Genomic DNA, 27,000 nt, shown 5'->3' with positions numbered 1-27,000 from the left:
CATGAAAAAGATAAATCTTTTACTATTCTCTTTCCTGTTCACGATGCCTGCTGCGGGTGTGTATGCCCAAAGCGCTTCCAACAAGATCAGCGGACGGGTCTTGTCTACCCAGAACAAACCGATCGAGGGAGCCGTGGTGTCAGTGACCGACGGGACGGATGTGACGACCGATAAAGACGGATACTTCCAGATTGAATGCAAGAACCCGGCGCAAGCCACACTGACCATCTGGGCGTCGGGATACTATGGAATCAACCAGCAGCTGAACAACCGTGAGAAGGTGCGCATCGTGATGATTCCGACGGGCGAGTTCAAGTACAACGAGGCAAAAGTGCTGCCTTTCCGCATCGAGGACAACGTGGAGAGCACGTCGGCTGAGAACATCACCAAGAAGGACTTCGTGCTGGGACGTTCGAAGATTGACCGCGCCTTGTCGGGACAGGTTGCCGGCCTGCAGATGACAGCCGGAAGCGGCATGCCGGGAGAGGGAAGCTACATGAACCTCCGCGGTGTGCGCTCCTTCATCGGCAACAATGCACCGCTGGTGGTCATCAACGGGGTGCCTTACATCCCTGACAACCACGACTCGCAGCTCATCAACGGACTGAGCCGCGACATCTTCCAGGCATACAACATCGACGACATCCAGAACATCACGGTGCTGAAGGGTGCCGAGGCTGCCATGTACGGTTCGATGGGTGCCAACGGTGTCATCCTGATTGAGACCGACGGTGCGAAGTCGGACAACCTGAACACGCAAATCAGTTACTACGGACAATTTGGCGTAAACTGGAACGACAAGCGCATGTCGCTGCTCAATGGCATCGACTACAAGTCCTACCTGACCGACATCGGTATCGGTTACTATGACACGATGGATGAGTTCTTCACGAACTTCCCCTTCATGAAGGATGCCAACAGCAAATACGGCTACCTGTACAACAACAATACCGACTGGCAGGACGAGATTTATCAGAACGGATTCACGACTGACAACCTGTTCCGTGTGGAGGGAGGTGACGCTATCGCCAAGTATGACCTCTCGCTGGGTTACTCCATGCAGGAAGGCATCCTCAAGGGGACGAACCAGAACCGCTTCCACACCCAGCTGAACGGTAACGTGGCGGTGAGCAGCAACTTCGAAATCTATACGACCGTCGGCCTTGCCTATCTGGACGGCGACTACCAGGAGCAGGGCATGAGCGACCGCACGAACCCGATTCTTGCCGCATACGCCCGTTCGCCTTTCCTCTCTCCTTATCAGAAGAACGACGACGGCAGCGTGACGCCCATCTACTCCAACTACTATTACGGCATCTGCGAGAACATGGACTTCGCCGTGAGCAACCCGCTGGCGCTGGTCAACACGCTGGATGCGAACAGCCGCCAGTATGACGTGAACATCAAGGTGGGCTTCAACTACCGCCCGATACAGGAAGTGACGGTGAACGGAGTCTTCGGCTTGTATTACAACTACAACAAGGAGCACATGTTCATCCCCGGCAAGGACGAGCAGGCCATCATCCCCGTGACCGACATCTACGGAGAGGAGACCAACACCGTGCGCGACGGAGTGGGAGAGACCACGAACTACTTCTACAACCTGAATGCCCGCTACAAGAAGGTGTTCGGAGGACGTCATGCCGTGAATGCCATGGCAGGCTTCCAGGCACTGCTCACCCAACACGAGTACGATGGCGGCTTCGGCCGGAACACGGCGAACGACTTCTATCAGGTGATGGACGCCACCGAAAGCATCGGACGCTACATCCAGGGTTACCTCGAGAAGTGGAACTGGATGAACTTCTATGCCCACGCCGACTACACCTGGAACAACATCCTGACCGGTTCGTTCAGCATGTCGGTCGACGGCTCTTCGGCTACCGGCAAGTACACCAACCGCTTCCGTGTCTATCCGGCGGGAGGTGTCACCTGGATGGTGAAGAACATGCCGGCATTGCAGGACAAGGACTGGCTCAGCCGCCTGGACCTGCGTGCTGAATACAGCCTGACGGGAAACAGCCGCTTCTCGTCGAATTACGGCAAGTCCTACTACAGCAGCTCGCCCTACATGGATGTGTCGGGTATCATCCGCAACCAGATTCCCAACACCCATCTGCGTCCGGAGAAGACACGCCAGATGAACCTGAGTCTCGACGCTGCCTTCCTGCGCAACCGCATCGAGCTGGGTGTGGACTACTACATCGGCAACACCGAAGACGTCATCATGCCGGTGTCCAAATCGTCGGTTTACGGCACTTCGCCCTACTATGCCAACTGCGGACGGATTGACAACAAGGGAGTGGAACTCTCCATGCAGGCGTCGCTCGTCCGTCTGCGCGACTTCGAGTGGATTGTCGGCGGAAACATCGCCTTCACCGACAGCAAGGTCAAGTCGTTGGGCGACAACGAGCAGATGGTGACCTCCTTCAGCGACGGCTCGCAGGTGGTCAGCCGGGTAGGCGGCCATCCGTATGAGTTCTACGGCTTGCAGGCAGACGGAGTCTACTCCACCCAGGCTGAGGCTGAGCAGGCAGGTCTGCTGAACAGCAACCGCCAGGCATACCAGGCAGGAGACGTCCGCTTCGTCGACCAGAACGGGGACGGCATCATCAACTCCCATGACTACGTGTCACTGGGCAGCGCCACTCCCGATTACTTCGGCGGCTTCTATACCCACATCCGCTACAAGGGCTTCGGCATCTCTGCCGAGTTCTCCTACTCGAAGGGCAACCAGGCATACAACGCCGTACGCCGTCAGCTGGAGTCCGTGTCGGGTTTCGGCAACCAGAGCGCAGCCGTGGCAAACCGCTGGAACCTGGAAGGACAGGAGACGGAAATCCCCCGTGCCACCTACGGCGACCCCATGGGCAACAGCAGCTTCTCTTCACGCTGGATTGAAGACGCCTCTTACCTCCGCATGAAGAACATCACCGTGAGCTACAGCTTTGACAAGCCCATTTGGAACTTCTTCCGTTCGGGTACGGTCTATGTGACGGGTGAGAACCTCTGGACACTGACCGAATACCTCGGCATGGACCCTGAGTTCGCCAACTCCGCTTTCAGTAGCGCCACACAGGGATTCGACATGGCGAAGGTGATGCAGCCGAAATCTGTCAAACTGGGTATTAACTTGAAATTCTGACGCGAAATGAAAAAGATACTATTGAGCACAATGTTGCTTTGTGGTGCAGCCATGTTGGGCGGATGTTCCGACTTCTTCGAGGTCGACACCAAGAATGTGCTGGACGACGAAAACTACATCACGGAAGAGAATGAAGTCTATTCCGGATACATCGGTCTGATGACCAAGATGCAGGCCATCGGAGACAAAGTGATTTACCTGAACGAGCTGCGGGGTGAGATGGTGAAGCCGACTGCCTTTGCACCGAGCGAGCTTTACAGCCTCTACAACTACGAGGACGACCTCACCGGCAACTCGTATGCCGACCCTGCCGGCTACTACGAGCTGGTCAACGCCTGCAACGACTACCTGCGCAAGCTGAAGGCATACAAGGACTCGCACACGTTGAACGACAGCTACTACAAGTCGCTCGTCAGCAGTGCACTCCGCATCAAGGCGTGGGCGTTCATGACCATCGCCAAGACTTACGGCGAAGTGGTCTGGGTGGACAAACCCATGACCTCGCTACGGGACCTGTCACAGTTCAAGACCTTGAACCTCGACGACGCGATGGCAGCCTGCAAGAACCTGCTCGACATCGGTTATGACGGCGTCGACGGGACGTATGACATCTCCTGGCAGGAATGGCTGGACCCCAGTACGGCAGGAACCACGGACAGCCCGTACCGCGACTGGGACAACATCACGCCGCCTTACTATGCCGTCTATGGAGAAATCTGCCTGTGGCTCGGCAAATACCAGCGGTGCATCGACGTCATCCTGGAGCACATGAACGAGATTGCCTATACGACGACCAGCAATGCACAGTACCTGCGCGGACGCTGGCTCCTGGGCAAGTACCGCGATTACTGGACGGACAACACCTACTACAACTACGAGGTCGTGTCCGCCATCTCCTATGACAGCAACAACCGTCAGACGAACAGCCTGCTGAAGCACTTTGACTCGGACAGCCCCAACAAATACTGGCTGGCACCGAGCGAAGCCGGCATGGCACGATTCAGCGACGACACCTTCACCCCGCTGGGAACACAGGAGGAAGACTGGCGTGCCGGAGACACCTTCGCCGAGCAGAACGGTAACTGGATTATCAGCAAGTTCCGTGCGGTGGGCTCTTCCAAACCGGCCTATGAAGACGACGTCCGCGTGTACACCTACCGAGGTGCGGACCTCTACTTCATGCTCGCCGAGGCATTCAACCAGCTGGGCAAGACCGAGGTGGTGGATGCGTTGATAAACAACGGTCTGGAGTATTATAAGGATGAGTTCGAAGCTGATGCCGACGGCGTCTACTCCGGTACCTGGAACGGCTTTCTGCCCAACTGGACGTCCAATAAGACCAACTACCTGCGCGGCGGTTCGCTGGAAATCACCACCCGCAGCGTGAACAGTGTCGACCTGGGTATCCGCGGATGCACCGAGAAGCAAATCGGTGCCCGTTCGTTCACCGGCGACAAGCGCGCCAACGACGAGGAAATCCTGAAGGAGATGATGATGGAGATGTCCTGCGAAGGCAAGGTCTACCCGGCAATGATTCGCATGGCGAAACGCTACAACGACCCGAGCTTCATGGCACAGTGCATCGGTGAGAAATACGAGGAGACCGGCAATGCCGCCGAAATCCGCGCCAAAATCATGAATGGTGACTACTTCATCAAATGGGATTTGGATACCGATAAAAAGTGATTCAAATAACAGATAAAGGTTAAGGGTGAATAAGCGGGATGCCGGAAACGGCATTCCCGACGGGCAGCCCCGGAAGGCAGATTGAGTCTTCCGGGGCTTGCTTTATCTATCCGCCACACGGACGGCATTCATCGCCGGCTCAGACCACATTAAAGTACGGCTTGTACAGACCAAAGTATAATACTTAGACCCCCTAAGTATCATACTTAGGCTGCCTAAGTATTATACTTTGCTCCGTCTATCCCCGGGTTTAATGTCGTCTATGCCGTACACAGGGAGGGCACAAGGCCGCAGGGTACGACCGATGCCACTGGCTCGTACCGGAAGTATGCCGTATCTTTGTGTGCATAAACCCAGACAGAACAAATAAAGGTTAAAGAGAAACCCGGACTTGAACTTCCTCTCAGGCTTCGGGTCTACAGAGTAAACCATCAGATGAAACATGGATGAAGAGATATTGCAGATTGCTGATAAGGACAAGGAAAAAGGTTTCAGATGTTTGATTGAACGTTACCAGGAACCCCTGTATTGGCATGTCCGCCGCATGTTGCCCGGTCATGACGATGCCGAGGATGTGCTGCAGGAGACTTTCCTGCGCGCCTACAAGCATTGGGGCTCCTTCAAGGGGAGCAGCAAGCTGTCGACCTGGCTGTACAAGATAGCCACCAATGAAGCCCTCCGCTTCCTGGAGAAGAACAAGCACACCCTTCTTCCCCTGGACGACCTGGAACGGGTTCCGGAGGTGGAGTGGCAGGATAATGAGGCGGATGCCGAGTCCGCCGAACGCCTGGTCATCCTGCAGAAGGCCATCCGGCAGTTGCCGGAACGACAACGGCTGGTGTTCAACCTGCGTTATTACGACGAACTGGATTATGCGGACATTTCCGAAATCCTGGAAACACAGGTGGAGACATTGAAGACCAATTTCTTCTATGCCAAAGAGAATATAAAGAAATACATACAGAAGTACTATGATGAAAGAATTTGACTTAAACGATTTCGGCAAGCAGATGCCCTATCACGTTCCGGAAGGCTTCTTCGCCCGTTTCCCGGAACAGGTGATGCGGAAGGTAGCAGTGGAACGTCGCCGTCGCCGGATGTGGCGTCTGTCTGTCGGCATGACAGCCGTGGCAGCCCTGGTGGCAGGCATCGTGTTCTGGACCGGGACTCCCGAAGCGATACCGTCCGTGCCATCCGGCGACTATGCGGACCGGATGGTGACGTTGGCAGAGCAGCTGGATGCCTACCTGGACCACCTCTCCGATGAAGAGCTGGCCGAGCAATACGACTACTATGCCGCCGATGTCACACTGACGCTTTACGAGGAGTAGGTTGGGGGAGGAGGACTTCCTCACTCATCCTGTCAACAATATTGTCTACTAAAAATGAATGGATTATGAAACAGAAAATGGTAATGTGGCTGACAGCATTCGTACTGTTGGCAGGCAGTCTCTCGGCACAGGAGACGAAGAATGACGCACGGACGGAACGCAAGCGTCCGGATTTCGCAGCCATGCAACTGAAGCAGGTGCTCGACGCCCTGATGCTCGACGATGCGACGGCAGCAAAGTTTACCCCCGTCTATCAGGCCTATCAGAAGGAGATGCGGGAATGCCGTCTGCCTCGGTTGAAAAAGAAGAGCAACGAGATGACCGATGAAGAGATTGCCCAAGAGATTGAGCGTCAGTTCACACAGGGACGTAAGGTGATAGACGTCAAGGAGAAGTACTACAAGGAGTTCAAGAAAATCCTGACGATGAAGCAAATCCGTGAGGTTTACCGCCTGGAACGGTTCAACATGCGTCGCATGGGTAAGGAAATCAACCGACGCCAGGGGATGAAGCCGCACCCGATGCCGGGCCTGCCCTTTGGTAAAGAGAAGCCAAAGAAGTAACTTTGTACGGTCCTGTTGTTCCCATGTGGAAGAGCAGGGCCGTACTAACATTTAAAAAACATCCTGTTATGAAGAATGAAATGCCTAAGCTCCCTTATCCGTCAAACGGGTTGGAGCCAGTAATCAGTGCCGAGACGATAGACTATCACTTCGGCAAGCATCTGCAAACCTATGTGACCAACTTGGCAAATCTGACCAAGGGAACGGCTTATGAAGGAAAAGAGGTTGAGGACATCGTGGCAACAGCTCCTGATGGAGGCATTTTCAACAATGCCGGACAGGTGCTCAATCACACGCTTTACTTCCTGCAATTCACATCTCCCGGTCAGGGAAAGGCGCCGCAAGGGAAACTCGCCGAGTTGATTGCACGTGATTTCGGCAGCCTGGACGCCTTCAAGCAACAGTTCGAGGATGCCGCTGTGACACTCTTCGGTTCGGGTTGGGCATGGCTTTCCCTTGACCCGGAAGGTCATCTGAAGATTACGAAGGAAGGGAATGCCGGCAATCCGTGGCGCCAGGGCTGCAAGCCGTTGTTGTGCATCGATGTCTGGGAACATGCCTACTATGTGGATTATCGGAATCGCCGTGCCGAACATGTAAAGAAACTTTGGGACATTATCGACTGGGAGGTGGTTAGCTCACGGCTGGAAGCCTAGTTCCCCTGTTCGTTGTCAACTGACTATCGCATCGGTGTCGTCCGGGTAGCACCGTATCAATTAGAAAAGGCACGTTCCTGAAAGGAGAGGAGCGTGCCTTTGTGTGTGTTCATTCTAGAATGGCATACCGGGAGGAGGTGTTCCAAACGGGTCGTCCTGTGGCGGTTCCGCAGGAGGCGGAGGGGGCATACCAGGGTCATTCATACCCGAGCCTCGCAGTACTTCCCCTTCCAGCGGAACAATCATGTCATCGTCCGGATTCTGGAAGCGGGCAAACTCCGATTTGAAGCGTAACAGGACATCCCCGACCGCACCATTACGGTGCTTGGCAATGATGATTTCGGCCATGCCATGTAGGTCGTTGCCTTTCTCATCCTGATAAATCTTGTAATATTCCGGGCGGTGGATGAAGCATACCATATCCGCATCCTGCTCGATGGCTCCCGATTCACGCAAGTCACTCAGTTGCGGTCGTTTCCCGTCGATTCCTTCACGACTCTCCACACCACGGTTCAACTGACTCAAGGCAATGATGGGGATGTTCAGCTCTTTAGCTAGTCCCTTCAGCGAACGTGAGATGGTGCTGACCTCTTCCTGACGGCTGCCAAACGACATGCCACTGGCATTCATCAGCTGCAAATAGTCGATGATGATAAGCTTCACATCGTGTTCGCGGACCAACCGACGCGCCTTCGTCCGCAACTCAAAGACAGAGAGAGACGGTGTATCATCGACGTACAAGGGTGCATCATAGAGGTCCTTTATCTTATAGTCCAGTTGTCCCCACTCATAAGGTGCCAGCTGTCCGCTTCGGATTTTCTCACCGGGAATCTCACATACATTCACAATCAGACGGTTCACCAGCTGGACATTGCTCATTTCAAGCGAGAACAAGGCTACCGGTGTCTTTTGGTTGACGGCAATGTTCTTTGCCATGGAGAGCACGAAGGCAGTCTTACCCATGGCAGGACGTGCTGCGATAATCACCAGGTCGGAGTTCTGCCAGCCCGAGGTCATCTTGTCGAGCTGATGGAAGCCGCTGGGCAATCCACTCAGACCGTCCGTACGTGCAGCCGCCTTTTGCAGCATGTCGTACGCCTCCTTGATGACAGGATTGATTTGCGTATAGTCCTTTTTCATGTTCTGTTGGGAGATCTCAAAGAGTTTCCCTTCAGCTTCCTGCATGAGGTCGTCCACATCCTGGGTGGCATCAAACGCTTTCGTCTGTATATTGCTGGTAAATGTAATCAGCTCACGAGCCAGGAATTTCTGTGCAATGATGCGGGCGTGATATTCAATGTGCGCCGAGGAGGCAACCTTACCACTCAGCTGCGTGATATAGAAGGGACCTCCTACATCATCCAGCTCCCCGGTCTTCTTCAGTTGTTCGGTCACTGTCAGAATATCAACCGGCTGTTGCTGGATGGCAAGTGTGCTGATGGCCTTGTAGATGAGCTGGTGCCGTTGGTCATAGAACGACTCGGGACGTAAGATTTCGCTCACCAGGGAATAGGCATCTCGTTCAATCATGAGGGCACCCAACACAGCCTCTTCCAGTTCCGGAGCTTGAGGCTGGAGATGACCATACTCGTTCATTTCCGGGACTTTGGCTTTTGACTGTCGTGTTCGTGTATTATTTCGTTTAGGTTCCGGCATAGTTGTTTTTTTCTGTTTTTAGCGACGCAAAGATAAGCAAAACTAAGGAGGAGGAGCGAGCTTGGAACGATGCTTTTTTTGAACAAACGAATGATTCTTTTGGGTGTCAACCTGTCAAATTAAAAAGTTTCGTTTATATTTGCCCCGACAATAAAACCATCAAAACACTATGATAACCTTTCCAAATGCCAAAATAAATCTGGGATTGAACATTGTTGAAAAACGCCCTGATGGCTATCATAACATTGAAACCATCTTCTATCCCATTCACCTGGAAGACGCACTTGAGGTAGTTCCTCTCAATGGTTCGGAACAAGAATATGACTTGAAAATCAGTGGAACACCTATTGAAGGCTCTCCCGAGGACAACCTTGTGGTGAAAGCCTACCGTTTGCTGAAGTCCGACTATGATGTTCCGCCTATACATATATATATGTACAAGCACATCCCGATGGGGGCCGGTTTGGGTGGAGGTTCATCCGATGCAGCCTTCATGATCAAACTGCTCAATGAGAAATTTTCCTTGAGGATGAGTGTAGAACAAATGGAAGCTTATGCAGCCCGTCTGGGAGCGGATTGTGCTTTCTTTATCAAAGACCGCCCCGTGTTCGCTACCGGTATCGGGAACGTATTTACTCCCATTGAATTATCCTTGAAGGGCATGTATATTGTCCTGGTTAAGCCGGACATCTCCGTCTCAACAGTTGAAGCCTACAGTCATGTAACGCCCCGTCGCCCGGCCGCATCACTTCCTGAGCTTATCCGTCTGCCGATTGAACAATGGAAGGAGCGTATCGTGAATGACTTCGAACATAGCGTCTTTCTTGCTCACCCGGAAATTGCTGCCATCAAGGATAAGCTGTATGATATGGGTGCTGTCTATGCTTCCATGTCAGGTTCCGGCTCTACTGTTTACGGTATTTTCAAGGAGTCCGTACCTTATGTGGATGAACATTTTGGAGAATGCTTCTGCCGTATCCGTGAATTGGAATAAGATGTCGTAGAAATGGATGCCGAAAGAGAAAATCATCTGCTTTTTCGGTATCCATTAAGAATGAGTGCCTTATTCCTGTCCGATAGCGTATCAATGTAAAATTGACAATAAAAAAGTCATCGCATGTTTTGGCACTTTCGAAAAAAGCCTTACCTTTGCAAACGCAAATGAGAAATGCACTCTTAGCTCAGTTGGTAGAGCAATTGACTCTTAATCAATGGGTCCAGGGTTCGAGTCCCTGAGGGTGTACCACAGTGAGAAACTGTTCTCTAAGAATCCTGAAGGTTGATAGACTTTCAGGATTTTTTTGTACGCTCGGCATGAGTATTAGCTAACGGGGGCTCAGTTTGTTTTCTTGGGGATTTAACAATTTCAAGCAAAAAGTTTCGCCAGTCTAAAGAGGAAGAATTTAGTATCTGCCACCCCTCTAAATGTAGCTCTGAGCTGTTTGATTTTCGCGTTAAAAGCTTCAGCGGCTGCATTGGTTAGTCTCTCATCAAAGAAGTTCAATATTCTTTCATAGTGGTTGGAAAAAGTCTTGATGATGGTATTAAATTGTGGATATTCCCATTTCTCAACCTAGTTGAACCATAATGCCATTTTGACTCTTGCCACATCCTTTTCATACGGAGTAGAGTAAATTCTACCGAGCTGCAAGGAGAGGTAATAGAACTCTTTAAGGTCATGAAAATACTTAAACAGAAGGTCGGCACGCTGCCTTTGCGAGGGGGACCAGTCTTCGGGATTTTTAAAAAGGAGATATCGGCTTCGTACCAATAACTGTTTGAGTGTATCTCCATTGGATAGTATGAGAGGCTGATAAGGGAGCTTCTGCTTCTTTGCTTCTTTCATTTTCCGGCTTTCATCCTCCATTACCTGCCAGCGGTATTGGACCCGTAAATCCTGTAAGGCCTCCTTAAACTCTTTCTGTACATGAAAACGGTCAATAATCTGTTTGGCCAAAGGGAAGCAGGTTCTGGCAATTCTGGCCATACTTCCGGCCATATCCAACGTAATAGTTCGCACACCACGACGCCTGCCCTCAGGAAGATGCCTGAGTAGAAGATTGCATATATCCTCGCTCCTGGTACCTTTGAGCATCGCCACAAGAGTCCCCTTCCGACCATGCCCCGCCTTATTGGTTATGATCGTGTAGAGTTCTCCATTGCTTAGTGAAGTCTCATCTATGGACAAGTGAGGACCCATGTTTTGAGGAAAACACATGTATTCCTCTGCATGAGGAAGATGACGCCACTGGCGGAAGTCACTTAAACGATTCTTATAGTAATCTGTGAGTTTCTTGTCGTCGAGTCTGTAAAGTTCTGCAAGGGACTTGATACTCACATTGTGTGTATCAACGTAATTCTTTTAAAAAAGCACCAAATTCCTTGGTGATATGAGTGCCTTCGGCTACCAGTTGCCAATTGCGACTATACGTCTTTCCATCACGGGGATCTTCCCAACGACGACGTTTTATTCGCAGATAGACGGTACGATCACGCGCAGGAAAGTCGGTTATGGTTATTTCCGGATAAAAACCCTTGGAGACCAGTGCAGGTGAGAATACTCGGAAGGTACAGACTTGGATTCCTCCAGACAAATTATATAATAAGAACCCATATCGGAATAGTCTACGATATCGAAATAATCCAAAATTCCCTTGGGAAGGAATAAAGACAAAACGGATTTATAATCTATGGCTTTATGTTTCATATGGCAAAGATAAGATTTATCTGGGAGCAGTAGAAAATCAGTGGGGATAACCATACAGCTTTGCGATTCTGAAGAGGAAGAATTTTTTGTCTACGACTCCATGCAGATTCGCCCTGAAAAGTTTGATTTTGGCGTTGAATGATTCGGCTGCCGCATTTGATGAGCGTTTGTTGTAGAAGTTCAGGATTTCGTCATAATGCTCATAGAATGTCGAGGCAATGACATTGAACTGCTTCATTCTTGAATCATCGACTTTGTTGTACCATTTGGCCATGCTCAACCGCGCTGCATCTTTGATGGTGTTCTTTGAGAATATCATTCTTAATGAGTGGGACAGACCATAAGCCATTTTGATGTCAGGATACTCCTCGAAGAGGATTTTAGCCCTTTCCTTTTGTCTTTCCGTCCATTTGTCTGCTGATTTGAACAGAAGGTAACGGCTTCTGATGAGCAATTCCGGACGCGTGTCTCCATTGGAAAAGCGGAACGGCACATAGGGCTTGCCGGTTTGTTTGCACTCTTCCATTTCTTCATTGCTTTGCTGCAAGGCGTCCCAACGGTGCGCCACACGGATTTCCTGCACGGCATCACAAGCCAGTTTCTGGATGTGGAAACGGTCAATCACTCTTTGAGCCTTCGGAAATGCGACAGAAACAATCTTGCGCATTGAATCGGAAAGGTCAAGGGTCACTTCCTCCACTTTCATGCGTTCTTCCTCGTCTATCAACTTCAGCACCTGTATCACGTCTTCCGATTTCGTGCCGGAAACGACCGCCACCAGACTTCCTTCACCTGTATGCCGGTCACGGTTGGTGACAAACGTATACAGCTCCCCATTGGACAGGGAAGACTCGTCTATGGCAAGATGCCGGCCTATGTTTTCGGGAAACAACAGCCATGAATCGGCATGGTCTAGCTGGTCCCAGTCGTGGAAGCCGCTTAGCGTTTCCTTGTACTGTTTCTCAAAGGTATGTGCATTTATGTGGTAGAATGTTTCAAGCGTACGGCAGGTCACAGGGGATGTCTCCATACGTTTCTTTTAAAAAAGCCCCGAACTCCTTGGAGTAACGGGTTCCTTTGCAGGCTATGTCAAGGCTGATTGGAAGGCTGAAACTCTTGCCTGTACGCAGGTCGGTCCACCTGCGACGGCGTATGACCAGTATGACCTTATGGTCGCGTATCGGGAAATCGGTTACATTCACAGCCTCCATGAAGCCTTTGGATGCAAAATTGGCATCTGATGACAATCCCGCATTCATTAACTCGTCGAGATAAATATGAATCTCTGTCCGACTCTGTTGCACACCTGCTATCTCAAAATGATCCAGTATTTCTGAAGGCAGCACGATACGCGCAAGCACTTCCAATTGATTCTTTTCCATAAGGCAAAGGTCGGAATTCCTCTGGATATTGGAAAACTAATCCCCACTGATTTTCTACTGCTCCTTTATCTGCCATTTGTTAAATCCCCAAGAAAACAAACTGAACCAATCTCTCTTTTGGTAGGTGGTGTATGATTATAAAAAAGATGCCAACAAAAAGAAATCAATTCTTTTGCTGGCATGTAACGGACATTATTCCAATTCAGTGGAATGTTGTAAGTGACTCCGACAGGATTCAAACCTGTAACCTTCTGATCCGTAGTCAGATGCTCTATTCAGTTGAGCTACGGAGCCATAACCAAAACTTGTGACTCCCATAGGATTCAAACCTATAACCTTCTGATCCGTAGTCAGATGCTCTATTCAGTTGAGCTAGGGAGCCTTGATTATATTGAGTGACTCCGACAGGATTCAAACCTGTAACCTTCTGATCCGTAGTCAGATGCTCTATTCAGTTGAGCTACGGAGCCATACTCCTAATCAATGAAGTGATCGCGACAGGATTCAAACCTGTAACCGGCTGATCCGTAGTCAGCTACTCTATTCAGTTGAGCTACGCGACCCTTTTTCTTTAACGGTTGCAAAGGTACGTACTTTTGATACAACTACCAAACATTAAGACGACTTTTTCACCACTATTGCTAACAAAATTCCGGACAGGACTGATATTCAAAAGAAAATTTATCGGTAAAAAATAGAAAGGGCAATCAATCGATATGTGCATAAAGATTGACTGCCCTCTTCTCTGCTTGTTGACTCTTCAGAAGAGATTATCCGATGAGTTCAATACTGCGTTTGATGAAATTATTTAAGGCTTCGCCTTTTAGCATATTATTTTGCAATAAAGCCAAGTCGATGAGTTGTCGTATAACTTTGTTGGTTCCGGCATAATTACTCAAAATCGTTTCTTTCTTGGCCTTTTCTTCAGTGATTTGTTTTTCTACGTGCTCCAGTTCATCCTTGTCTGCCGTTGTTATGTCTTCCGGTTTCTTGCCTTCTTGCGCCTGATGAAGTTCGTTATGCCGTTTATTTAAATCGGCTAAAGTCAGATTCAATGGAGTCAAATCAGCGGCGCAAGCCGTCTCTGAATGGTTGAGTACATCTTTGACCAGTTTGTTGTCGGTATTGAGGACGATGTTAAACATGTCTGGCATTTCGCCGTAGAAACTCATACCCGGTTGGATGCGTGACATTTCTTTCATACGGCGCATATATTCACTTTGCGTAATCAGAATCGGAGCCACATTATCGCCCAATGCCTGTGCTTCGACATTGAATTCTGCTTTCTCCACTTTCGGAAGTTGGCTTCGGAATACACTGACAAGAATTTCCTGCTTTTCAGACGCAAGTTCAGATGCATGTGCATCCTCTTTCACTATCAAACGGTCAATTGTATCACTATCCACGCGGGTGAAGCGACTCTTTTCCAGCTTACGTTCCAGCATGCTGATAAGGGCAACATCGAGTTGACCATCCATTAGGAGCACATTGTAACCTTTGTTCTTGGCTGCTTCTATATAACTGTATTGCTCTTCGAGGTTATTGGCATACAAGTATATGATGTTCCCTTCTTTATCGGTCTGTTCTCCTTTGATAAGATTCTGATATTCTTCGAAAGTGTAGTAGTGTGCATCTGTATCTTTGAGCAGTGTGAATTTATTAGCACGGTCGTAGAAGTCTTCTTCTGTAAGCATGCCGTAATGGATGAAGATTTTTAAGTCATCCCACTTTGCTTCGAAATCTTTGCGGTCGCTCTTAAAGATAGCCTGCAAACGATCAGATACCTTCTTTGAGATGTAGGTCGAAATCTTCTTCACATTGGAGTCACTCTGCAAGTAGGAGCGTGAAACATTCAAAGGTATGTCCGGGGAATCTATAACTCCATGGAGCAGGGTTAAGAAATCAGGAACAATACCTTCTACTGAATCAGTTACATATACTTGGTTGCAGTAAAGTTGGATTTTGTTTTTCTGCAAGTCGATGTTACTCTTGATACGTGGAAAATAGAGTATTCCTGTCAGGTTGAACGGATAGTCTACGTTCAGATGAATCCAGAACAATGGTTCGTCAGCCATTGGATACAATTCACGATAGAAGTTCTTATAGTCTTCATCTTTCAATTCGGCAGGTTTACGTGTCCATAAAGGAGTCGTGTTGTTGATGATGTTGTCTTCCTCGGTATCCACTTGTTTCCCATCTTTCCACTCTTTCTTTTTGCCGAAGGCTACAGGAATAGGCAAGAAGTGACAGTATTTCTTTAATAAGGAGGACAGGCGTTCTTCCTCCAGAAACTCCTTGCAGTCTTCATCAATGTAGAGAATGATATCCGTACCACGATCTGCTTTCTCTACCTCTTCCAATGTAAATTCAGGACTACCGTCACAGGTCCATTTCATCGGTTGGGCATCTTCGCGGTAAGAACGGGTGATAAGTTCAACTTTTTTAGCTACCATGAAGGCAGAATAGAAGCCAAGACCGAAATGTCCGATAATGGCATTTGCGTCATCTTTGTACTTTGCCAAAAAGTCATTAGCACCTGAGAAAGCAATTTGATTGATATATTTCTCAATCTCTTCCGCAGTCAGTCCAAGTCCACGGTCAGAGATAGTGATACTGTCTTTGTTGAGGGAAACGTGGATGGTCAAGTCACCCATTTCACCTTTGAATTCTCCTTTTGCAGCCAGTGTTTTCAGCTTTTGGGTGGCATCAACTGCATTAGAAACCAGCTCGCGGAGAAAGATTTCATGATCACTGTATAAGAACTTTTTGATGATGGGGAAGATATTTTCTGTCGTAACCCCAATATTTCCTTTTTGCATAGGTCTTTATTTATTTTATGTATATCCGTTTCTTTAGCTTTTCAGCATTTATGACAACACAAAATAAATGCCAGGCATGTGGATGCCTGACATTTTGTCTTATTATACTGCTTGGGCTGTTATTTCTGAACCTTTATGGGAGGCAGAACCGTGAAAGCCAGCTTGTCTTTTTGTGCGGGTGAAATTGCTGCTTTCAGGATACTTCCGGTTACCGGAGAATCATTGATGAGCAGCTCGGAAATACCGTCTTCAAGATAGGTCTGGATAGCTCGACGAAGAGGACGTGCACCGAACTGGATGTCAAAACCATGATCTGAGATGAAGTCTTTTACTTCATCCGTTACTTCCAGTTTATATCCTAAGTTTTCTACACGCTTCATCAGTTGTGCCAATTCGAGGTCTACGATGCGGCGGATAGCCGGACGGTCAAGTTGATCGAAAGTAATGATTTCATCGATACGATTGAGGAACTCCGGGGCAAATGATTTGTTGAGAGCTTTTTGGATAATACTCCGTGAATGCTCTTTATCATCATCCACATTCAGTAGTGCTGAAAATCCAATACCTCGTCCGAATTCTTTCAATTGTCGGGTACCAATGTTAGAAGTCATTATGATAACCGTGTTTTTAAAATCTATGGTACGGCCATAACTGTCTGTCAAGCGTCCTTCATCCATCACTTGCAACAATAGGTTGAAGACATCCCCATGGGCCTTTTCAATCTCATCCAATAGAATGATAGAATAGGGACGGCGCCGAACCTTTTCTGTCAGTTGTCCTCCTTCTTCATAACCTACATAGCCCGGAGGAGCACCGACAAGACGGGATACAGTGAATTTCTCCATGTACTCACTCATATCGATGCGTATCAATGCATCCGACGAACCAAACATATATGTAGCCAGTTCCTTCGCCAATAATGTTTTTCCGACGCCGGTTGGGCCTAGAAACATGAATGTCCCAATCGGACGGTTCGGGTCCTTTAATCCGACACGACTCCGTTGGATAGCACGTACCAGTTTGTCCACTGCTGCATCCTGGGCTATGATTTTGCCGGTCAGAGCTTCGCGCATGCCTTTCAATCGGATACTTTCAGCCTGTGCCATCCGTTGTACAGGTACTCCTGACATCATGGACACTACATCGGCAATTTGGCCTTCATCAACCACTTCCCGATTGTCTTTCAGGCTTTCTTCCCAAATACGTTTCATTTCATCCAATTGCAGTTGCATGCTTTTTTCTTTGTCACGGTAGTTTGCTGCCAGTTCATAGTTTTGTGCTTTGACAGCTGACATCCGAAGCTGTTTTAACCTATCGATTTCCTGTTCCTGCTCTTCGATTTCCTTCGGTACGCTGATATTTGTCAGGTGTACGCGTGAACCGGCCTCATCAAGTGCATCAATGGCTTTATCTGGAAAGTTACGGTCAGAAATATAGCGTCCCGTCAATTTGACACAAGCTTCCAATGCTTCCTGAGTATAGGATACGTTGTGGTGGTCTTCATACTTCTCTTTGATGTTTTTCAATATCTGGAGCGTTTCTTCCGGAGATGTTGGTTCTACTATCACTTTCTGGAAACGGCGTTCCAAAGCTCCATCTTTTTCGATACTCTTACGATATTCATCCAGGGTGGTTGCTCCGATACATTGTATTTCCCCGCGAGCCAAGGCTGGTTTCAGCATGTTGGCTGCATCCATTGAACCTGGGGCGGAACCGGCTCCGACAATCGTATGTATCTCATCAATGAAAAGAATAACATCCGGGTTATCCTTCAGCTCTTTGAGAATTGTACGAATGCGCTCTTCGAACTGTCCACGGTATTTGGTTCCAGCCACCACCGAAGTCATATCAAGTGATACCACACGCTTATTGAACAAGACGCGGGATACTTTCTTTTCAATGATGCGCAAAGCCAGTCCTTCAACAATAGCCGATTTGCCTACTCCCGGTTCTCCAATCAGTACGGGATTGTTCTTTTTGCGACGGCTCAATATTTGTGCCAGTCGTTCTATTTCCTTTTCACGCCCTACAACGGGATCCAGCCGACCTAATTCCGCAGCTTTTGTCAAGTCCATGCCAAACATGTCAATCGTCGGAGTGTCATTAATGGGACGCTTCGTTTGTGTCTGCTGGGCCTGTTGTCCATTGCCTAAGTTGTTGTTTCCGTTGGATTGTCCAGGAGCATCTTCTTCATCTTCGTCGTAGCCATTCATGCCGGCATTGACGTCGGCTTGTTTCAAGGATAGCTCTTCAAAAACGAGTGAATAGGTAACATCATTCCGTTCCAAGACCTGTGCCGCCATGTTGTCATGCTGTTTTAAAATGGCTAATAGCAGGTGCTCGTCGCTTACGACTTCTTTTTTTAATAAGCGTGCTTCCAGAATGCCTAAACGCAAGATACGTGCACTAGTTTCGTCAAGCATAACTTCGTTTTCATTCGTGATGCGGGCATGTGAGTAAGTATAGTCATTGCTTTGCTTTTCGATGCGTGCTTCTATCTCGTTTTTTATTGTTCCCAAATCTACATACAGCTTCTTTTGTAAAACTTCAATCGCTCTTCCTGAACCTTCCTTAAGCAAGCCCAAGAGCAAATGTTCCGGTCCTACGTGATCGCTATTCAACCGGATAGCTTCCTGCTTGCTGTAAATCAGGATTTCTGATACTTTTTGTGAAAATTGATTGTTCATATGTTTTCCTTGTCTCTCAAATTGTTTACACTTGCAAATATAACAGGGTTTATGTCTCTGTACACTTATCTTTCATTATCTATAACAAATAATATACCAAAGTAGACCTTGGTAGGATGCAAGCTCAGATAAAACAAGGGAAAAGAGCATTATTTAACGAGGTTTAGACCATTTATTGGAAGGCAATCTATGGAGCTTTGGAGATATTGAGTGAATCGGGCGAGTTGTTTTATTCAGTTGTTGCAAACTTAAGGTATAGCTGCCAGGTAACAAACTGATGAATAGGCCATACCGTTGGGAAACTTGAGGATGTCGGAACTTAAGTTATCCCGTAAGTCGTATAGGAAAAAGGATATGGGCTATACCTATTCGTCTGATGGGACAAACTTATCTATCGTGGAGCTATAATGGAACTTATATGAAACTTTTTTAGCAGTCCTGAAGCTCTCTTTTCTAGCTAAAAAGTTCGGCAGTTCGCAAATTTGTCGTATTTTAGCATGATTTTTGTGAGATGTATAATTAATATTTTATTAAATGCTTGAACAAGATAGGATTATAAAAATTAACATTGAGGAGGAGATGAAAACCTCTTACATAGACTATTCTATGTCAGTCATTGTGGCACGTGCTCTTCCCGATGTTCGTGACGGCTTTAAGCCTGTGCACCGTCGTATTTTATATGGTATGATGGAGCTAGGCAACACCTCTGATAAACCTTATAAAAAATCAGCCAGAATCGTCGGTGAGGTCCTTGGTAAATATCACCCTCATGGCGATTCCTCAGTATATGGGGCTTTGGTTCGCATGGCTCAGGATTGGGCGATGCGTTATCCATTGGTCGATGGACAAGGAAACTTTGGTTCGGTCGACGGTGACAGCCCTGCGGCGATGCGTTATACCGAGGCCCGCTTGAAGAAGCTGGGTGAGGAAATGATGCAAGACCTTTACAAAGAGACTGTAGACTTTCAGAATAACTTTGACGATACCTTACAAGAACCGACTGTTATGCCGACTCGTATTCCTCAGTTGCTTATTAATGGAGCTTCGGGTATTGCGGTAGGTATGGCAACTAATATTCCTCCTCACAATCTTTCGGAGGTAATTGATGCTTGTGTAGCTTATATCGATAATAATGATATTGACACGGCAGGTCTGATGCAATATGTAAAAGCTCCTGATTTTCCGACGGGAGGATATATATATGGTATAAATGGTGTCCGCGAAGCTTATGAGACTGGACGCGGACGTGTCGTGATGCGTGCAAAGGCTGAAATTGAGACTGGTGACACACATGACAAGATTGTGGTAAGCGAGATACCTTATAATGTCAATAAGGCAGAACTTATCAAGAGCATTGCAGAGATGGTCGGCGATAAAAAGATCGATGGTATTTCCAATATTAATGATGAGTCTGACCGTGAAGGCATGCGTATTGTCATCGATGTGAAGCGTGATGCCAATGCCAGCATTGTTCTGAACAAGCTGTTTAAAATGACAGCCCTGCAAACTTCGTTCAGTGTCAACTGTATTGCTTTGGTCCATGGACGTCCCAAGACACTGAGCCTGAAGGATTGTATCAAATATTTTGTTGAACACCGCCATGAGGTAGTCATTCGTCGTACGAGGTTTGATCTCCGTAAGGCACAGGAAAGAGCACATATTTTAGAGGGCTTAATCATTGCCTCTGATAATATTGATGAGGTGATACGTATTATTCGGGCTGCAAAAACTCCGAATGATGCTATCGCGAACTTGATGGAACGGTTTGGATTAAGTGAAATACAGGCGCGTGCTATTGTGGAAATGCGCTTGCGTCAGCTAACCGGACTGTTACAAGACCAGCTTCATGCAGAATATGAGGAAATTAAACGCCAGATAGCTTACTTCGAAAGTATCCTGTCGGATGATGAAATGTGCCGTAAGGTTATCAAGGACGAGCTGATTGAAGTAAAAGAGAAGTATGGTGATGAACGTCGTTCAGAGATTGTTTATGCTTCGGAAGAATTTAATCCGGAAGACTTCTATGCAGACGATGAAATGGTTATCACAATTTCTCATTTGGGGTATATCAAGCGTACACCTCTCTCTGAATTCCGGGCTCAGAACCGTGGAGGAGTGGGAGCGAAGGGCAGTGACACGCGTGATACCGACTTCGTGGAGAACATCTATCCGGCAACGATGCATAATACGATGCTGTTCTTCACCCAAAAGGGAAGATGTTATTGGCTCAAGGTTTATGAAATCCCTGAAGGGTCTAAGAACTCGAAGGGAAGAGCTATTCAAAATCTTCTCAATATTGACCCTGACGACATGGTGACAGCTTTCATTCGTGTGAAGACGCTGAATGATGAGGAATACATCAATAATCACTACTTGCTATTCTGCACCCAAAAGGGAACAATCAAAAAGACTTGTCTGGAACAATATTCCCGTCCCCGTCAGAATGGTGTGAATGCTATTAATATCGTTGACGATGATCGCGTGATTGAAGTACGTATGACGAACGGTGACAATGAGATTATCATAGCAAATCGCAATGGTCGTGCTATCCGGTTCCACGAAAGCGCTGTTCGTGTAATGGGACGTACTGCTACCGGTGTACGCGGTATCACTCTTGATGAAGATGGTAGTGATGAGGTGATTGGTATGATTTGTATTAAAGATCCTGAGAAGGAATCAATTATGGTTGTTTCTGAGCAAGGATATGGTAAGCGTTCTGATATAGAAGATTATCGTATTACAAATCGTGGAGGAAAGGGTGTGAAGACACTTAACATTACTGATAAGACTGGAAAATTGGTTGCCATCAAATCAGTCACTGATGAAAACGACTTGATGATAATCAATAAGTCGGGCATTACGATCCGCCTGAAGGTGGCTGATGTACGTATTATGGGACGTGCTACTCAGGGTGTGCGATTGATTAATCTGGAGAAGCGTAATGACCAGATAGCTTCCGTTTGTAAGGTGAACTCCGAAACAGATGAAGAAGGAGTTGAACTTGTAGATGACGAGAATACAGATATCACTGAATAACTATTAATTATCAAACAATTATGAAGAAAGTATTATTTTCCGTAGCATTAGTGATGGCTTCATGTGTTGCTTTCGGGCAGACCAAAGCAGTAAAAGAAGCCAAGCGCCAGGCAGATGCAAAGAAGTTTGCAGAAGCTGAGCAATTGATTAATCAAGCCTTGGAAAACGCTGAGACCAAAGATGATGCCAATACGTGGAACGTGGCAGGTTACGTCCAGCAAAAAATCAACGAAGAAGAAAATACCAAGGCTTACTTGAAACAGCCCTTTGACACTGTGAAGATGTACAACAGCACGTATAAGATGTTTGAGTTCTTCAACAAGTGTGATGAGTTGGAGCAGATCCCCAACGAGAAAGGCAAAGTAAAAATCAGATATCGTAAGGCAAATGCCGCCACGATGCAACAGAATCGTCCGAATCTGATTAACGGTGGTGTGCTTTACTTTAACAATGGAAATGATGCCGAAGCATATAAGTATTTTAGTATGTATATTGATTCTGCTGAATATCCGATGTTGAAGGAGGCTAATATTGCGGCTACTGACAGCATGATGCCTACCATTGCTTATTATACGGCATTGGCTGCAACGAAGATGGCGCAGGAAGCTGATCAGAATAATAATAAGGATGCTGCTAAAGCCAGCTACCAGAACGTATTGAAGTATGCAGACCTTGCCTCAAACGATAAAGAAAATGGTAAGTTTGCTCTTGAGTTCAAAGCTGGTGCTTACAAGGCTTTGGGTGATACAGCTCAATGGGTAGCTACTTTGCAGGACGGTGTACAGCGTTTCCCCGCACACTCTTATTTCTTTGGCAACTATATTGACTATTGTTCCAATGCTGGTAAATATGCCGAGGCTGTGAAATTTGCCGATGACATGATTGCAAAGAATGGTAATTCGGATTTCTATCAGTACGTAAAAGGGTATCTTTACCAGAACATGAAGGAGTATGATAAGGCAATTGCTGCTTATAAGCAGGCTATCGAATTGAAGCCTGACTATGTTGAAGCTTACTCAAACTTAGGTTTGTGCTATTGCCAGCAGGCTATTGAGTTCGGCGAAAAAGCGGTGTCTGATATTGATGATCCGAAATATCAGGAGGAGCAGGCCAAGATTAAGAAGTTCTATGAAGATGCCAGACCCTATTATGAGAAGGCACGTCAATTGGCTCCGGACAAAAAGGATTTGTGGGGTAATGGTTTGTATACCATCTACTACAAATTGAATATGGGTGAAGAATTTAAAGAAATCGAGAAATTGATGCAGATGTAATTGCTGGTTCCCTGAAATAAAAATAAAGGGTTGCATGTCGCAACCCTTTATTTTTATAGGAGTGATTGTGAAGGAAATATGTAACAATACTTCGTATTTCATTTTTGAATTTATCGCTTGGATAATTTACGGAGCAAGTCGCGGTTTAACTCCAGCCATTTTTTATTCCGTTGCTGTATATTCTCTCGAATAGCATTCACGTCGACAATGTAGTCGCTTACTATTTGCAAGAGCGATTCGGGGCGTCTGCGACGACGTTTGTTGGGGTTAATCACCAGGTTCAGAGACTTGGGAATTACTTCCACTGTGATGTCACGACCAGCCATGATGGGGTCGCCATCAAAGTGAATAACCCCTTCTTTCGCACGGTGGATATGGAGTTGCTTGCATCGGTATGTTTTAATACGGCTATTCTGATCAATAGTGCGATTGAACAATTGGAAGGAAAGGGCTGGTACATCAAGGACGGTAAATGGTTCCAAGATAGTCACATCAAGCAGTCCGTCGTGTAGGGAAGCTTGTGGAGCAATATAAGCATTGTTCCCGTATTGGGATGCATTGGCACAGGCGATAAGATAAGCTTTCAGATGTTTGATTTCAGCCTCATTGCTTAGTTCGATATCATACGTTTCCGGTTTGTAGGTAAGACTTTCGTGAAGCATGTTTTCCAAATAGGTAAGCATGCCTCTTCTACCGGATTTGGCAAACTTCATGCTGACGAAAGCATCAAAGCCCACTCCGCAAGTACAGAAAAAAGGGATATCATTGATTTTTCCATAGTCCACACAACTGGTTACACCCATGTTGATGATATCAATTGCCCGTTTGGGATCCATGGGAATTTGCAAATGTCGTGCCAATCCGTTTCCGGAACCACAGGGTATGATACCCAAAGCTGTTTTTGTATGGACCAGGGAACGGCCAATCTCATTGATGGTGCCATCGCCTCCGATGGCAACGACCATGAAAGCTCCTTCGGCGGCTGCAATGGATGCCAATTCAATGGCATGTCCGGCAAACTGAGTGGGAGTAACCTCAAAATCATATTTATTGCGGTCCACATATTTGTCAATCATCTCCAGGATAGACTTCTTGCTTTGAGTCCCGGATATAGGATTGACGATGAATGTTATTCTCTGTTTCTCCATGATGTTATCCCTTGATTCTATGTTTCCTATGTTTTGACGAATTGAGTGACAAAGGTATGTAAAAAAGCAATAGCAGGCAAGGACGTTTGTCCTGAAAAGGTTGCATTGTTACATTGGAGTGTCAGTTTATCTTGACAAGATACCTCACTCTTGTAAAAACGATAACTTTTTGGAAAAAAACCGATGAAGGACTTCCACGGATTTATATTTTTCTTATCTTTGCCCCCTGTTTTTAAGACTATAAGCAGAATTTCTTAAAAAACGAATCGGAATATTTAAGAAAAACAGAACAACGTAAGCACGAGGCTTACAGGTAAAAAAGAATATGGGATTATTACAAGACAAATTAGCGAAATATGACCTGCCGCAGCAAATTATGGCAAAGGGCGTATATCCTTACTTTAGGTGTATTGAAAGTGGGCAGAACACGGAGGTGATGATGAGCGGTCACAAAGTCTTGATGTTTGGTTCAAACTCTTATCTGGGGTTGACAAACCATCCAAAGGTTATTGAGGCGGCTGTCGAAGCGACACGAAAATATGGTACAGGCTGTGCCGGCTCACGTTTCCTCAATGGTACATTGGATCTCCACTTGGCTTTGGAAAAGGAATTGGCTGAGTTTGTCGGTAAGGAAGAGGCTATTATCTATTCAACGGGTTTCCAGGTAAACTTGGGAGTCGTGTCATGCGTGACCGGACGTAATGACTACATCTTGTGTGATGAACTTGACCACGCCTCTATCGTGGAGGGACGACGTCTGTCATTTTCTACAGCTGCAAAATTTAAGCACAATGATATGGAGGACTTGGAACGTGAATTGCAGAAATGTAATCCGGACTCCGTTAAGTTGATTGTAGTAGATGGCGTGTTCAGCATGGAAGGTGATATGGCAAATCTGCCTGAGATCGTACGTCTGAAGAAGAAATACAATGCAAGCATTATGGTCGACGAAGCACACGGACTGGGTGTACTGGGACGTCAAGGTCGGGGAACTTGTGACCACTTTGGAGTAACCGATGATGTGGATCTCATTATGGGTACCTTCAGCAAATCGCTTGCTGCAATCGGTGGTTTCATCGCTTCCGATGCTTCGGTCATCAACTACCTCCGTCACAATTCTCGTTCGTATATTTTCAGCGCAAGTAATACGCCTGCAGCGACTGCTGCTGCCCGGGCAGCTCTTCACATCATGAAGACTGAGCCCGAACGCATCCAACATTTATGGGATGTAACGAACTATGCGCTGACAAGCTTCCGTCAGCTTGGCTTCGAAATAGGCAATACGTCGACTCCTATTATTCCGCTTTATGTACGTGATATGGATAAGACCTTCCAAGTGACTACGATGCTGTTTGAAGAAGGAGTATTTGTCAATCCGGTAGTTCCACCGGCTTGCTCGCCCAATGACACATTGATTCGTTTCTCTCTGATGGCTACCCATACAAAGGAGCAGGTGGACATTGCTATTGAGAAGCTGGTAAAATGCTTCAAGGCACTCGATATACCTTTGAATCCTGAAAAGTAACGAAGCTCTGCCTCTATTCGGCGTAGCTCTCAAGTAAAATAAAGACGCGGATGATGCGGAACTGTAAAACGGTCCGAGTCATCCGCGTTACGATTTTCTAGGCCCTGGATGTTAGATAAGATGCTGGGGGGAGATACTTGAAATGAAGTAATAAGAATTAGAAAACATAGTACAGTATGAACAATTTTACATTTTATAGCCCTACCGAATTTGTCTTCGGGAAGGGTACAGAGATGCAGACTGGTGAACTGGTGCGTAAATACGGTGCTTCCAAAGTACTCATTGTATATGGAGGCGGCTCAGTCGTGCGTAGCGGACTTTTGGAACGCGTGAAGCAGACATTGGCGCAAACAGGGATACCCTGTCTCGAACTGGGCGGAGTGCAACCCAACCCTATTGATACCAAGGTTTATGAGGGTATAGACCTTTGCCGTCGTGAAGGCGTGGACTTCGTGCTCGCTGTAGGTGGCGGCTCTGTCATTGATACGGCGAAAGCAATTGCTGCCGGAGTGCCTTATGAAGGTGATTTCTGGGATTTCTACATTCAGAAGGCTACTGTAAGCTCCGCCTTAAAGGTAGCGGTCGTGTTGACAATCCCGGCAGCCGGTAGCGAAGGCTCGGGCAACTCTGTCATAACCAAAGTCAGCACCCTGCAGAAGATGAGTCTGCGTGCTCCCGAACTGTTGCGTCCTCGCTTTTCTATCATGAATCCTGAACTGACATTCACGCTTCCGCCCTATCAGACGGCAGCAGGTATTGTAGACATGATGGCACACATCATGGAACGTTATTTCACAAATACTGCTGATACCGAGATTGCGGACCGCTTGTGTGAAGGTACTCTGAAAGCCATTATTACCGAAGCACCTCGTGTCATGGCTGATCCAAAGGATTATGGAGCACGTGCCAATATCATGTGGAGTGGCATGATTGCACACAATGGAACCTGTGGTGTGGGCAATGAAGAGGACTGGGCTTCTCATTTCATGGAACACGAGATCAGCGCTTTATATAATGTCACTCACGGAGCAGGATTGGCTGTGATATTCCCGGCCTGGCTTACTTGGATGGCTTCGCATCATGTCGAGAAAGTCGCTCAGTATGCGGCTCGTGTCTGGGATGTCCCGGTTTCTGAAGACCTGAAGGCGATGGCTTTGGAAGGTGTGGCACGTTTGAAGTCTTTCTTTACTTCCATTGGCATGCCTGTCAATTTCGCCCAGTTGGGTGTAGAACATCCGGATATTGAGTTGTTGGTGGAGCACCTGCATGCCAATAAAGGGGAGCAGGTCGGATGTTACGTACGCTTGGGACGTAAAGAGACCCGGGAAATTTATGAACAGGCTCTTTAAGGGGGACTTTGAGTGACCGGGTATAAGTAGGTCGGA

General features: G+C 47.3%; 17 protein-coding genes, 5 tRNA genes and 1 pseudogene. 12 read left to right on the top strand and 11 right to left on the bottom strand.

Features of this window, described 5'->3' with window-relative positions:
• The first annotated feature begins 1 nt into the window (after position 1).
• From C8275_RS10160 to C8275_RS10135, 6 genes are all read left to right on the top strand, one after another.
• On the top strand, positions 2 to 3,145 hold the full coding sequence (locus C8275_RS10160; protein ID WP_106485026.1) for a SusC/RagA family TonB-linked outer membrane protein: 3,144 nt from the start codon (positions 2 to 4) through the stop codon (positions 3,143 to 3,145).
• Positions 3,146 to 3,151: 6 nt separating this feature from the next.
• Positions 3,152 to 4,831, top strand: a complete 1,680-nt coding sequence (locus tag C8275_RS10155) for a RagB/SusD family nutrient uptake outer membrane protein (protein WP_106485025.1) — start codon at positions 3,152 to 3,154, stop codon at positions 4,829 to 4,831.
• A gap of 442 nt (positions 4,832 to 5,273) precedes the next feature.
• Positions 5,274 to 5,819 (top strand): RNA polymerase sigma factor, encoded by a 546-nt coding sequence (locus C8275_RS10150; protein WP_022384716.1) that lies wholly within the window; start codon positions 5,274 to 5,276, stop codon positions 5,817 to 5,819.
• Positions 5,803 to 6,162: a hypothetical protein gene (locus C8275_RS10145; RefSeq protein WP_106485024.1), complete on the top strand. Its 360-nt coding sequence runs from the start codon at positions 5,803 to 5,805 to the stop codon at positions 6,160 to 6,162. Before C8275_RS10150 ends, C8275_RS10145 begins: the two co-directional genes overlap by 17 nt.
• A 65-nt stretch (positions 6,163 to 6,227) precedes the next feature.
• A complete protein-coding gene (locus tag C8275_RS10140) occupies positions 6,228 to 6,725 on the top strand; it encodes a hypothetical protein (RefSeq protein ID WP_106485023.1) in 498 nt (165 codons plus the stop codon).
• A gap of 68 nt (positions 6,726 to 6,793) precedes the next feature.
• A complete protein-coding gene (locus C8275_RS10135) occupies positions 6,794 to 7,381 on the top strand; it encodes a superoxide dismutase (protein WP_106485022.1) in 588 nt (195 codons plus the stop codon).
• Between the two features lie 114 nt (positions 7,382 to 7,495).
• Here C8275_RS10135 and dnaB read toward each other — a convergent pair whose 3' ends face one another.
• Positions 7,496 to 9,037: a replicative DNA helicase gene (dnaB, locus tag C8275_RS10130; RefSeq protein WP_022384712.1), complete on the bottom strand. Its 1,542-nt coding sequence runs from the start codon at positions 9,035 to 9,037 to the stop codon at positions 7,496 to 7,498.
• 169 nt (positions 9,038 to 9,206) lie between these two features.
• On the opposite strand from dnaB, the gene ispE reads away from it, so the two are divergent.
• A complete protein-coding gene (ispE, locus tag C8275_RS10125) occupies positions 9,207 to 10,031 on the top strand; it encodes a 4-(cytidine 5'-diphospho)-2-C-methyl-D-erythritol kinase (RefSeq protein ID WP_106485021.1) in 825 nt (274 codons plus the stop codon).
• A 176-nt stretch (positions 10,032 to 10,207) separates the two neighbouring features.
• Positions 10,208 to 10,283, top strand: a tRNA-Lys gene (locus C8275_RS10120).
• A gap of 120 nt (positions 10,284 to 10,403) precedes the next feature.
• On the opposite strand, the pseudogene C8275_RS10115 reads toward C8275_RS10120, so the two are convergent.
• The 9 genes and pseudogenes from C8275_RS10115 to C8275_RS10070 form a co-directional block, all read right to left on the bottom strand.
• Positions 10,404 to 11,237, bottom strand: a pseudogene (locus C8275_RS10115) (transposase).
• 544 nt (positions 11,238 to 11,781) lie between these two features.
• Entirely contained in the window at positions 11,782 to 12,774 is a 993-nt protein-coding gene (locus tag C8275_RS10105) for a transposase (RefSeq protein ID WP_199881879.1), read from the bottom strand.
• Positions 12,740 to 13,126, bottom strand: a complete 387-nt coding sequence (locus tag C8275_RS10100) for a hypothetical protein (RefSeq protein ID WP_106484096.1) — start codon at positions 13,124 to 13,126, stop codon at positions 12,740 to 12,742. The genes C8275_RS10105 and C8275_RS10100 overlap by 35 nt, the downstream gene beginning before the upstream one ends.
• 220 nt (positions 13,127 to 13,346) lie before the next feature.
• A tRNA-Arg gene (locus tag C8275_RS10095) sits at positions 13,347 to 13,420 on the bottom strand.
• Between the two features lie 14 nt (positions 13,421 to 13,434).
• A tRNA-Arg gene (locus tag C8275_RS10090) sits at positions 13,435 to 13,508 on the bottom strand.
• A 14-nt stretch (positions 13,509 to 13,522) separates the two neighbouring features.
• Positions 13,523 to 13,596, bottom strand: a tRNA-Arg gene (locus tag C8275_RS10085).
• A gap of 19 nt (positions 13,597 to 13,615) precedes the next feature.
• Positions 13,616 to 13,689, bottom strand: a tRNA-Arg gene (locus C8275_RS10080).
• A 207-nt stretch (positions 13,690 to 13,896) separates the two neighbouring features.
• Positions 13,897 to 15,945: a molecular chaperone HtpG gene (gene htpG / locus C8275_RS10075; protein WP_106485020.1), complete on the bottom strand. Its 2,049-nt coding sequence runs from the start codon at positions 15,943 to 15,945 to the stop codon at positions 13,897 to 13,899.
• 119 nt (positions 15,946 to 16,064) lie between these two features.
• Positions 16,065 to 18,632, bottom strand: coding sequence for an ATP-dependent Clp protease ATP-binding subunit (locus tag C8275_RS10070; protein ID WP_106485019.1), 2,568 nt, complete (start codon positions 18,630 to 18,632; stop codon positions 16,065 to 16,067).
• A 534-nt stretch (positions 18,633 to 19,166) separates the two neighbouring features.
• Here C8275_RS10070 and gyrA point away from each other — a divergent pair.
• Positions 19,167 to 21,668, top strand: a complete 2,502-nt coding sequence (gyrA, locus tag C8275_RS10065; RefSeq protein WP_106485018.1) for a DNA gyrase subunit A — start codon at positions 19,167 to 19,169, stop codon at positions 21,666 to 21,668.
• A 20-nt stretch (positions 21,669 to 21,688) separates the two neighbouring features.
• Positions 21,689 to 22,942 (top strand): tetratricopeptide repeat protein, encoded by a 1,254-nt coding sequence (locus C8275_RS10060; RefSeq protein ID WP_022384707.1) that lies wholly within the window; start codon positions 21,689 to 21,691, stop codon positions 22,940 to 22,942.
• A gap of 110 nt (positions 22,943 to 23,052) precedes the next feature.
• On the opposite strand, the gene C8275_RS10055 is transcribed toward C8275_RS10060, so the two are convergent.
• Positions 23,053 to 24,093 carry a diacylglycerol kinase family protein gene (locus tag C8275_RS10055; RefSeq protein ID WP_369861214.1) on the bottom strand — a complete coding sequence of 347 codons (1,041 nt, stop codon included), beginning with the start codon at positions 24,091 to 24,093 and terminating at the stop codon, positions 23,053 to 23,055.
• A 322-nt stretch (positions 24,094 to 24,415) separates the two neighbouring features.
• Between C8275_RS10055 and C8275_RS10050 the strand changes: the two genes are divergently transcribed.
• Both C8275_RS10050 and C8275_RS10045 read left to right on the top strand, forming a co-directional pair.
• A complete protein-coding gene (locus tag C8275_RS10050) occupies positions 24,416 to 25,615 on the top strand; it encodes a pyridoxal phosphate-dependent aminotransferase family protein (protein WP_106485016.1) in 1,200 nt (399 codons plus the stop codon).
• A gap of 176 nt (positions 25,616 to 25,791) precedes the next feature.
• Complete coding sequence (locus C8275_RS10045; protein ID WP_106485015.1) at positions 25,792 to 26,964, top strand: iron-containing alcohol dehydrogenase; 1,173 nt, start codon at positions 25,792 to 25,794, stop codon at positions 26,962 to 26,964.
• Positions 26,965 to 27,000 lie beyond the last annotated feature (36 nt).

This window comes from Bacteroides sp. Marseille-P3684 (genome assembly GCF_900291465.1).
Classification (GTDB): domain Bacteria; phylum Bacteroidota; class Bacteroidia; order Bacteroidales; family Bacteroidaceae; genus Phocaeicola_A.
Note: the sequence above shows the minus strand (reverse complement) of the source record. Positions and strands in the feature narration are given on the sequence as shown.

Excerpts from the sequence above, each read along its gene's own strand:
- C8275_RS10160 (WP_106485026.1), top strand. The coding sequence starts at position 2 with ATGAAAAAGATAAATCTTTTACTATTCTCTTTCCTGTTCACGATGCCT.
- C8275_RS10155 (WP_106485025.1), top strand. The coding sequence starts at position 3,152 with ATGAAAAAGATACTATTGAGCACAATGTTGCTTTGTGGTGCAGCCATG.
- C8275_RS10150 (WP_022384716.1), top strand. The coding sequence starts at position 5,274 with ATGGATGAAGAGATATTGCAGATTGCTGATAAGGACAAGGAAAAAGGT.
- C8275_RS10145 (WP_106485024.1), top strand. The coding sequence starts at position 5,803 with ATGATGAAAGAATTTGACTTAAACGATTTCGGCAAGCAGATGCCCTAT.
- C8275_RS10140 (WP_106485023.1), top strand. The coding sequence starts at position 6,228 with ATGAAACAGAAAATGGTAATGTGGCTGACAGCATTCGTACTGTTGGCA.
- C8275_RS10135 (WP_106485022.1), top strand. The coding sequence starts at position 6,794 with ATGAAGAATGAAATGCCTAAGCTCCCTTATCCGTCAAACGGGTTGGAG.
- dnaB (WP_022384712.1), bottom strand. The coding sequence starts at position 9,037 with ATGCCGGAACCTAAACGAAATAATACACGAACACGACAGTCAAAAGCC.
- ispE (WP_106485021.1), top strand. The coding sequence starts at position 9,207 with ATGATAACCTTTCCAAATGCCAAAATAAATCTGGGATTGAACATTGTT.
- C8275_RS10105 (WP_199881879.1), bottom strand. The coding sequence starts at position 12,774 with ATGGAGACATCCCCTGTGACCTGCCGTACGCTTGAAACATTCTACCAC.
- C8275_RS10100 (WP_106484096.1), bottom strand. The coding sequence starts at position 13,126 with ATGGAAAAGAATCAATTGGAAGTGCTTGCGCGTATCGTGCTGCCTTCA.
- htpG (WP_106485020.1), bottom strand. The coding sequence starts at position 15,945 with ATGCAAAAAGGAAATATTGGGGTTACGACAGAAAATATCTTCCCCATC.
- C8275_RS10070 (WP_106485019.1), bottom strand. The coding sequence starts at position 18,632 with ATGAACAATCAATTTTCACAAAAAGTATCAGAAATCCTGATTTACAGC.
- gyrA (WP_106485018.1), top strand. The coding sequence starts at position 19,167 with ATGCTTGAACAAGATAGGATTATAAAAATTAACATTGAGGAGGAGATG.
- C8275_RS10060 (WP_022384707.1), top strand. The coding sequence starts at position 21,689 with ATGAAGAAAGTATTATTTTCCGTAGCATTAGTGATGGCTTCATGTGTT.
- C8275_RS10050 (WP_106485016.1), top strand. The coding sequence starts at position 24,416 with ATGGGATTATTACAAGACAAATTAGCGAAATATGACCTGCCGCAGCAA.
- C8275_RS10045 (WP_106485015.1), top strand. The coding sequence starts at position 25,792 with ATGAACAATTTTACATTTTATAGCCCTACCGAATTTGTCTTCGGGAAG.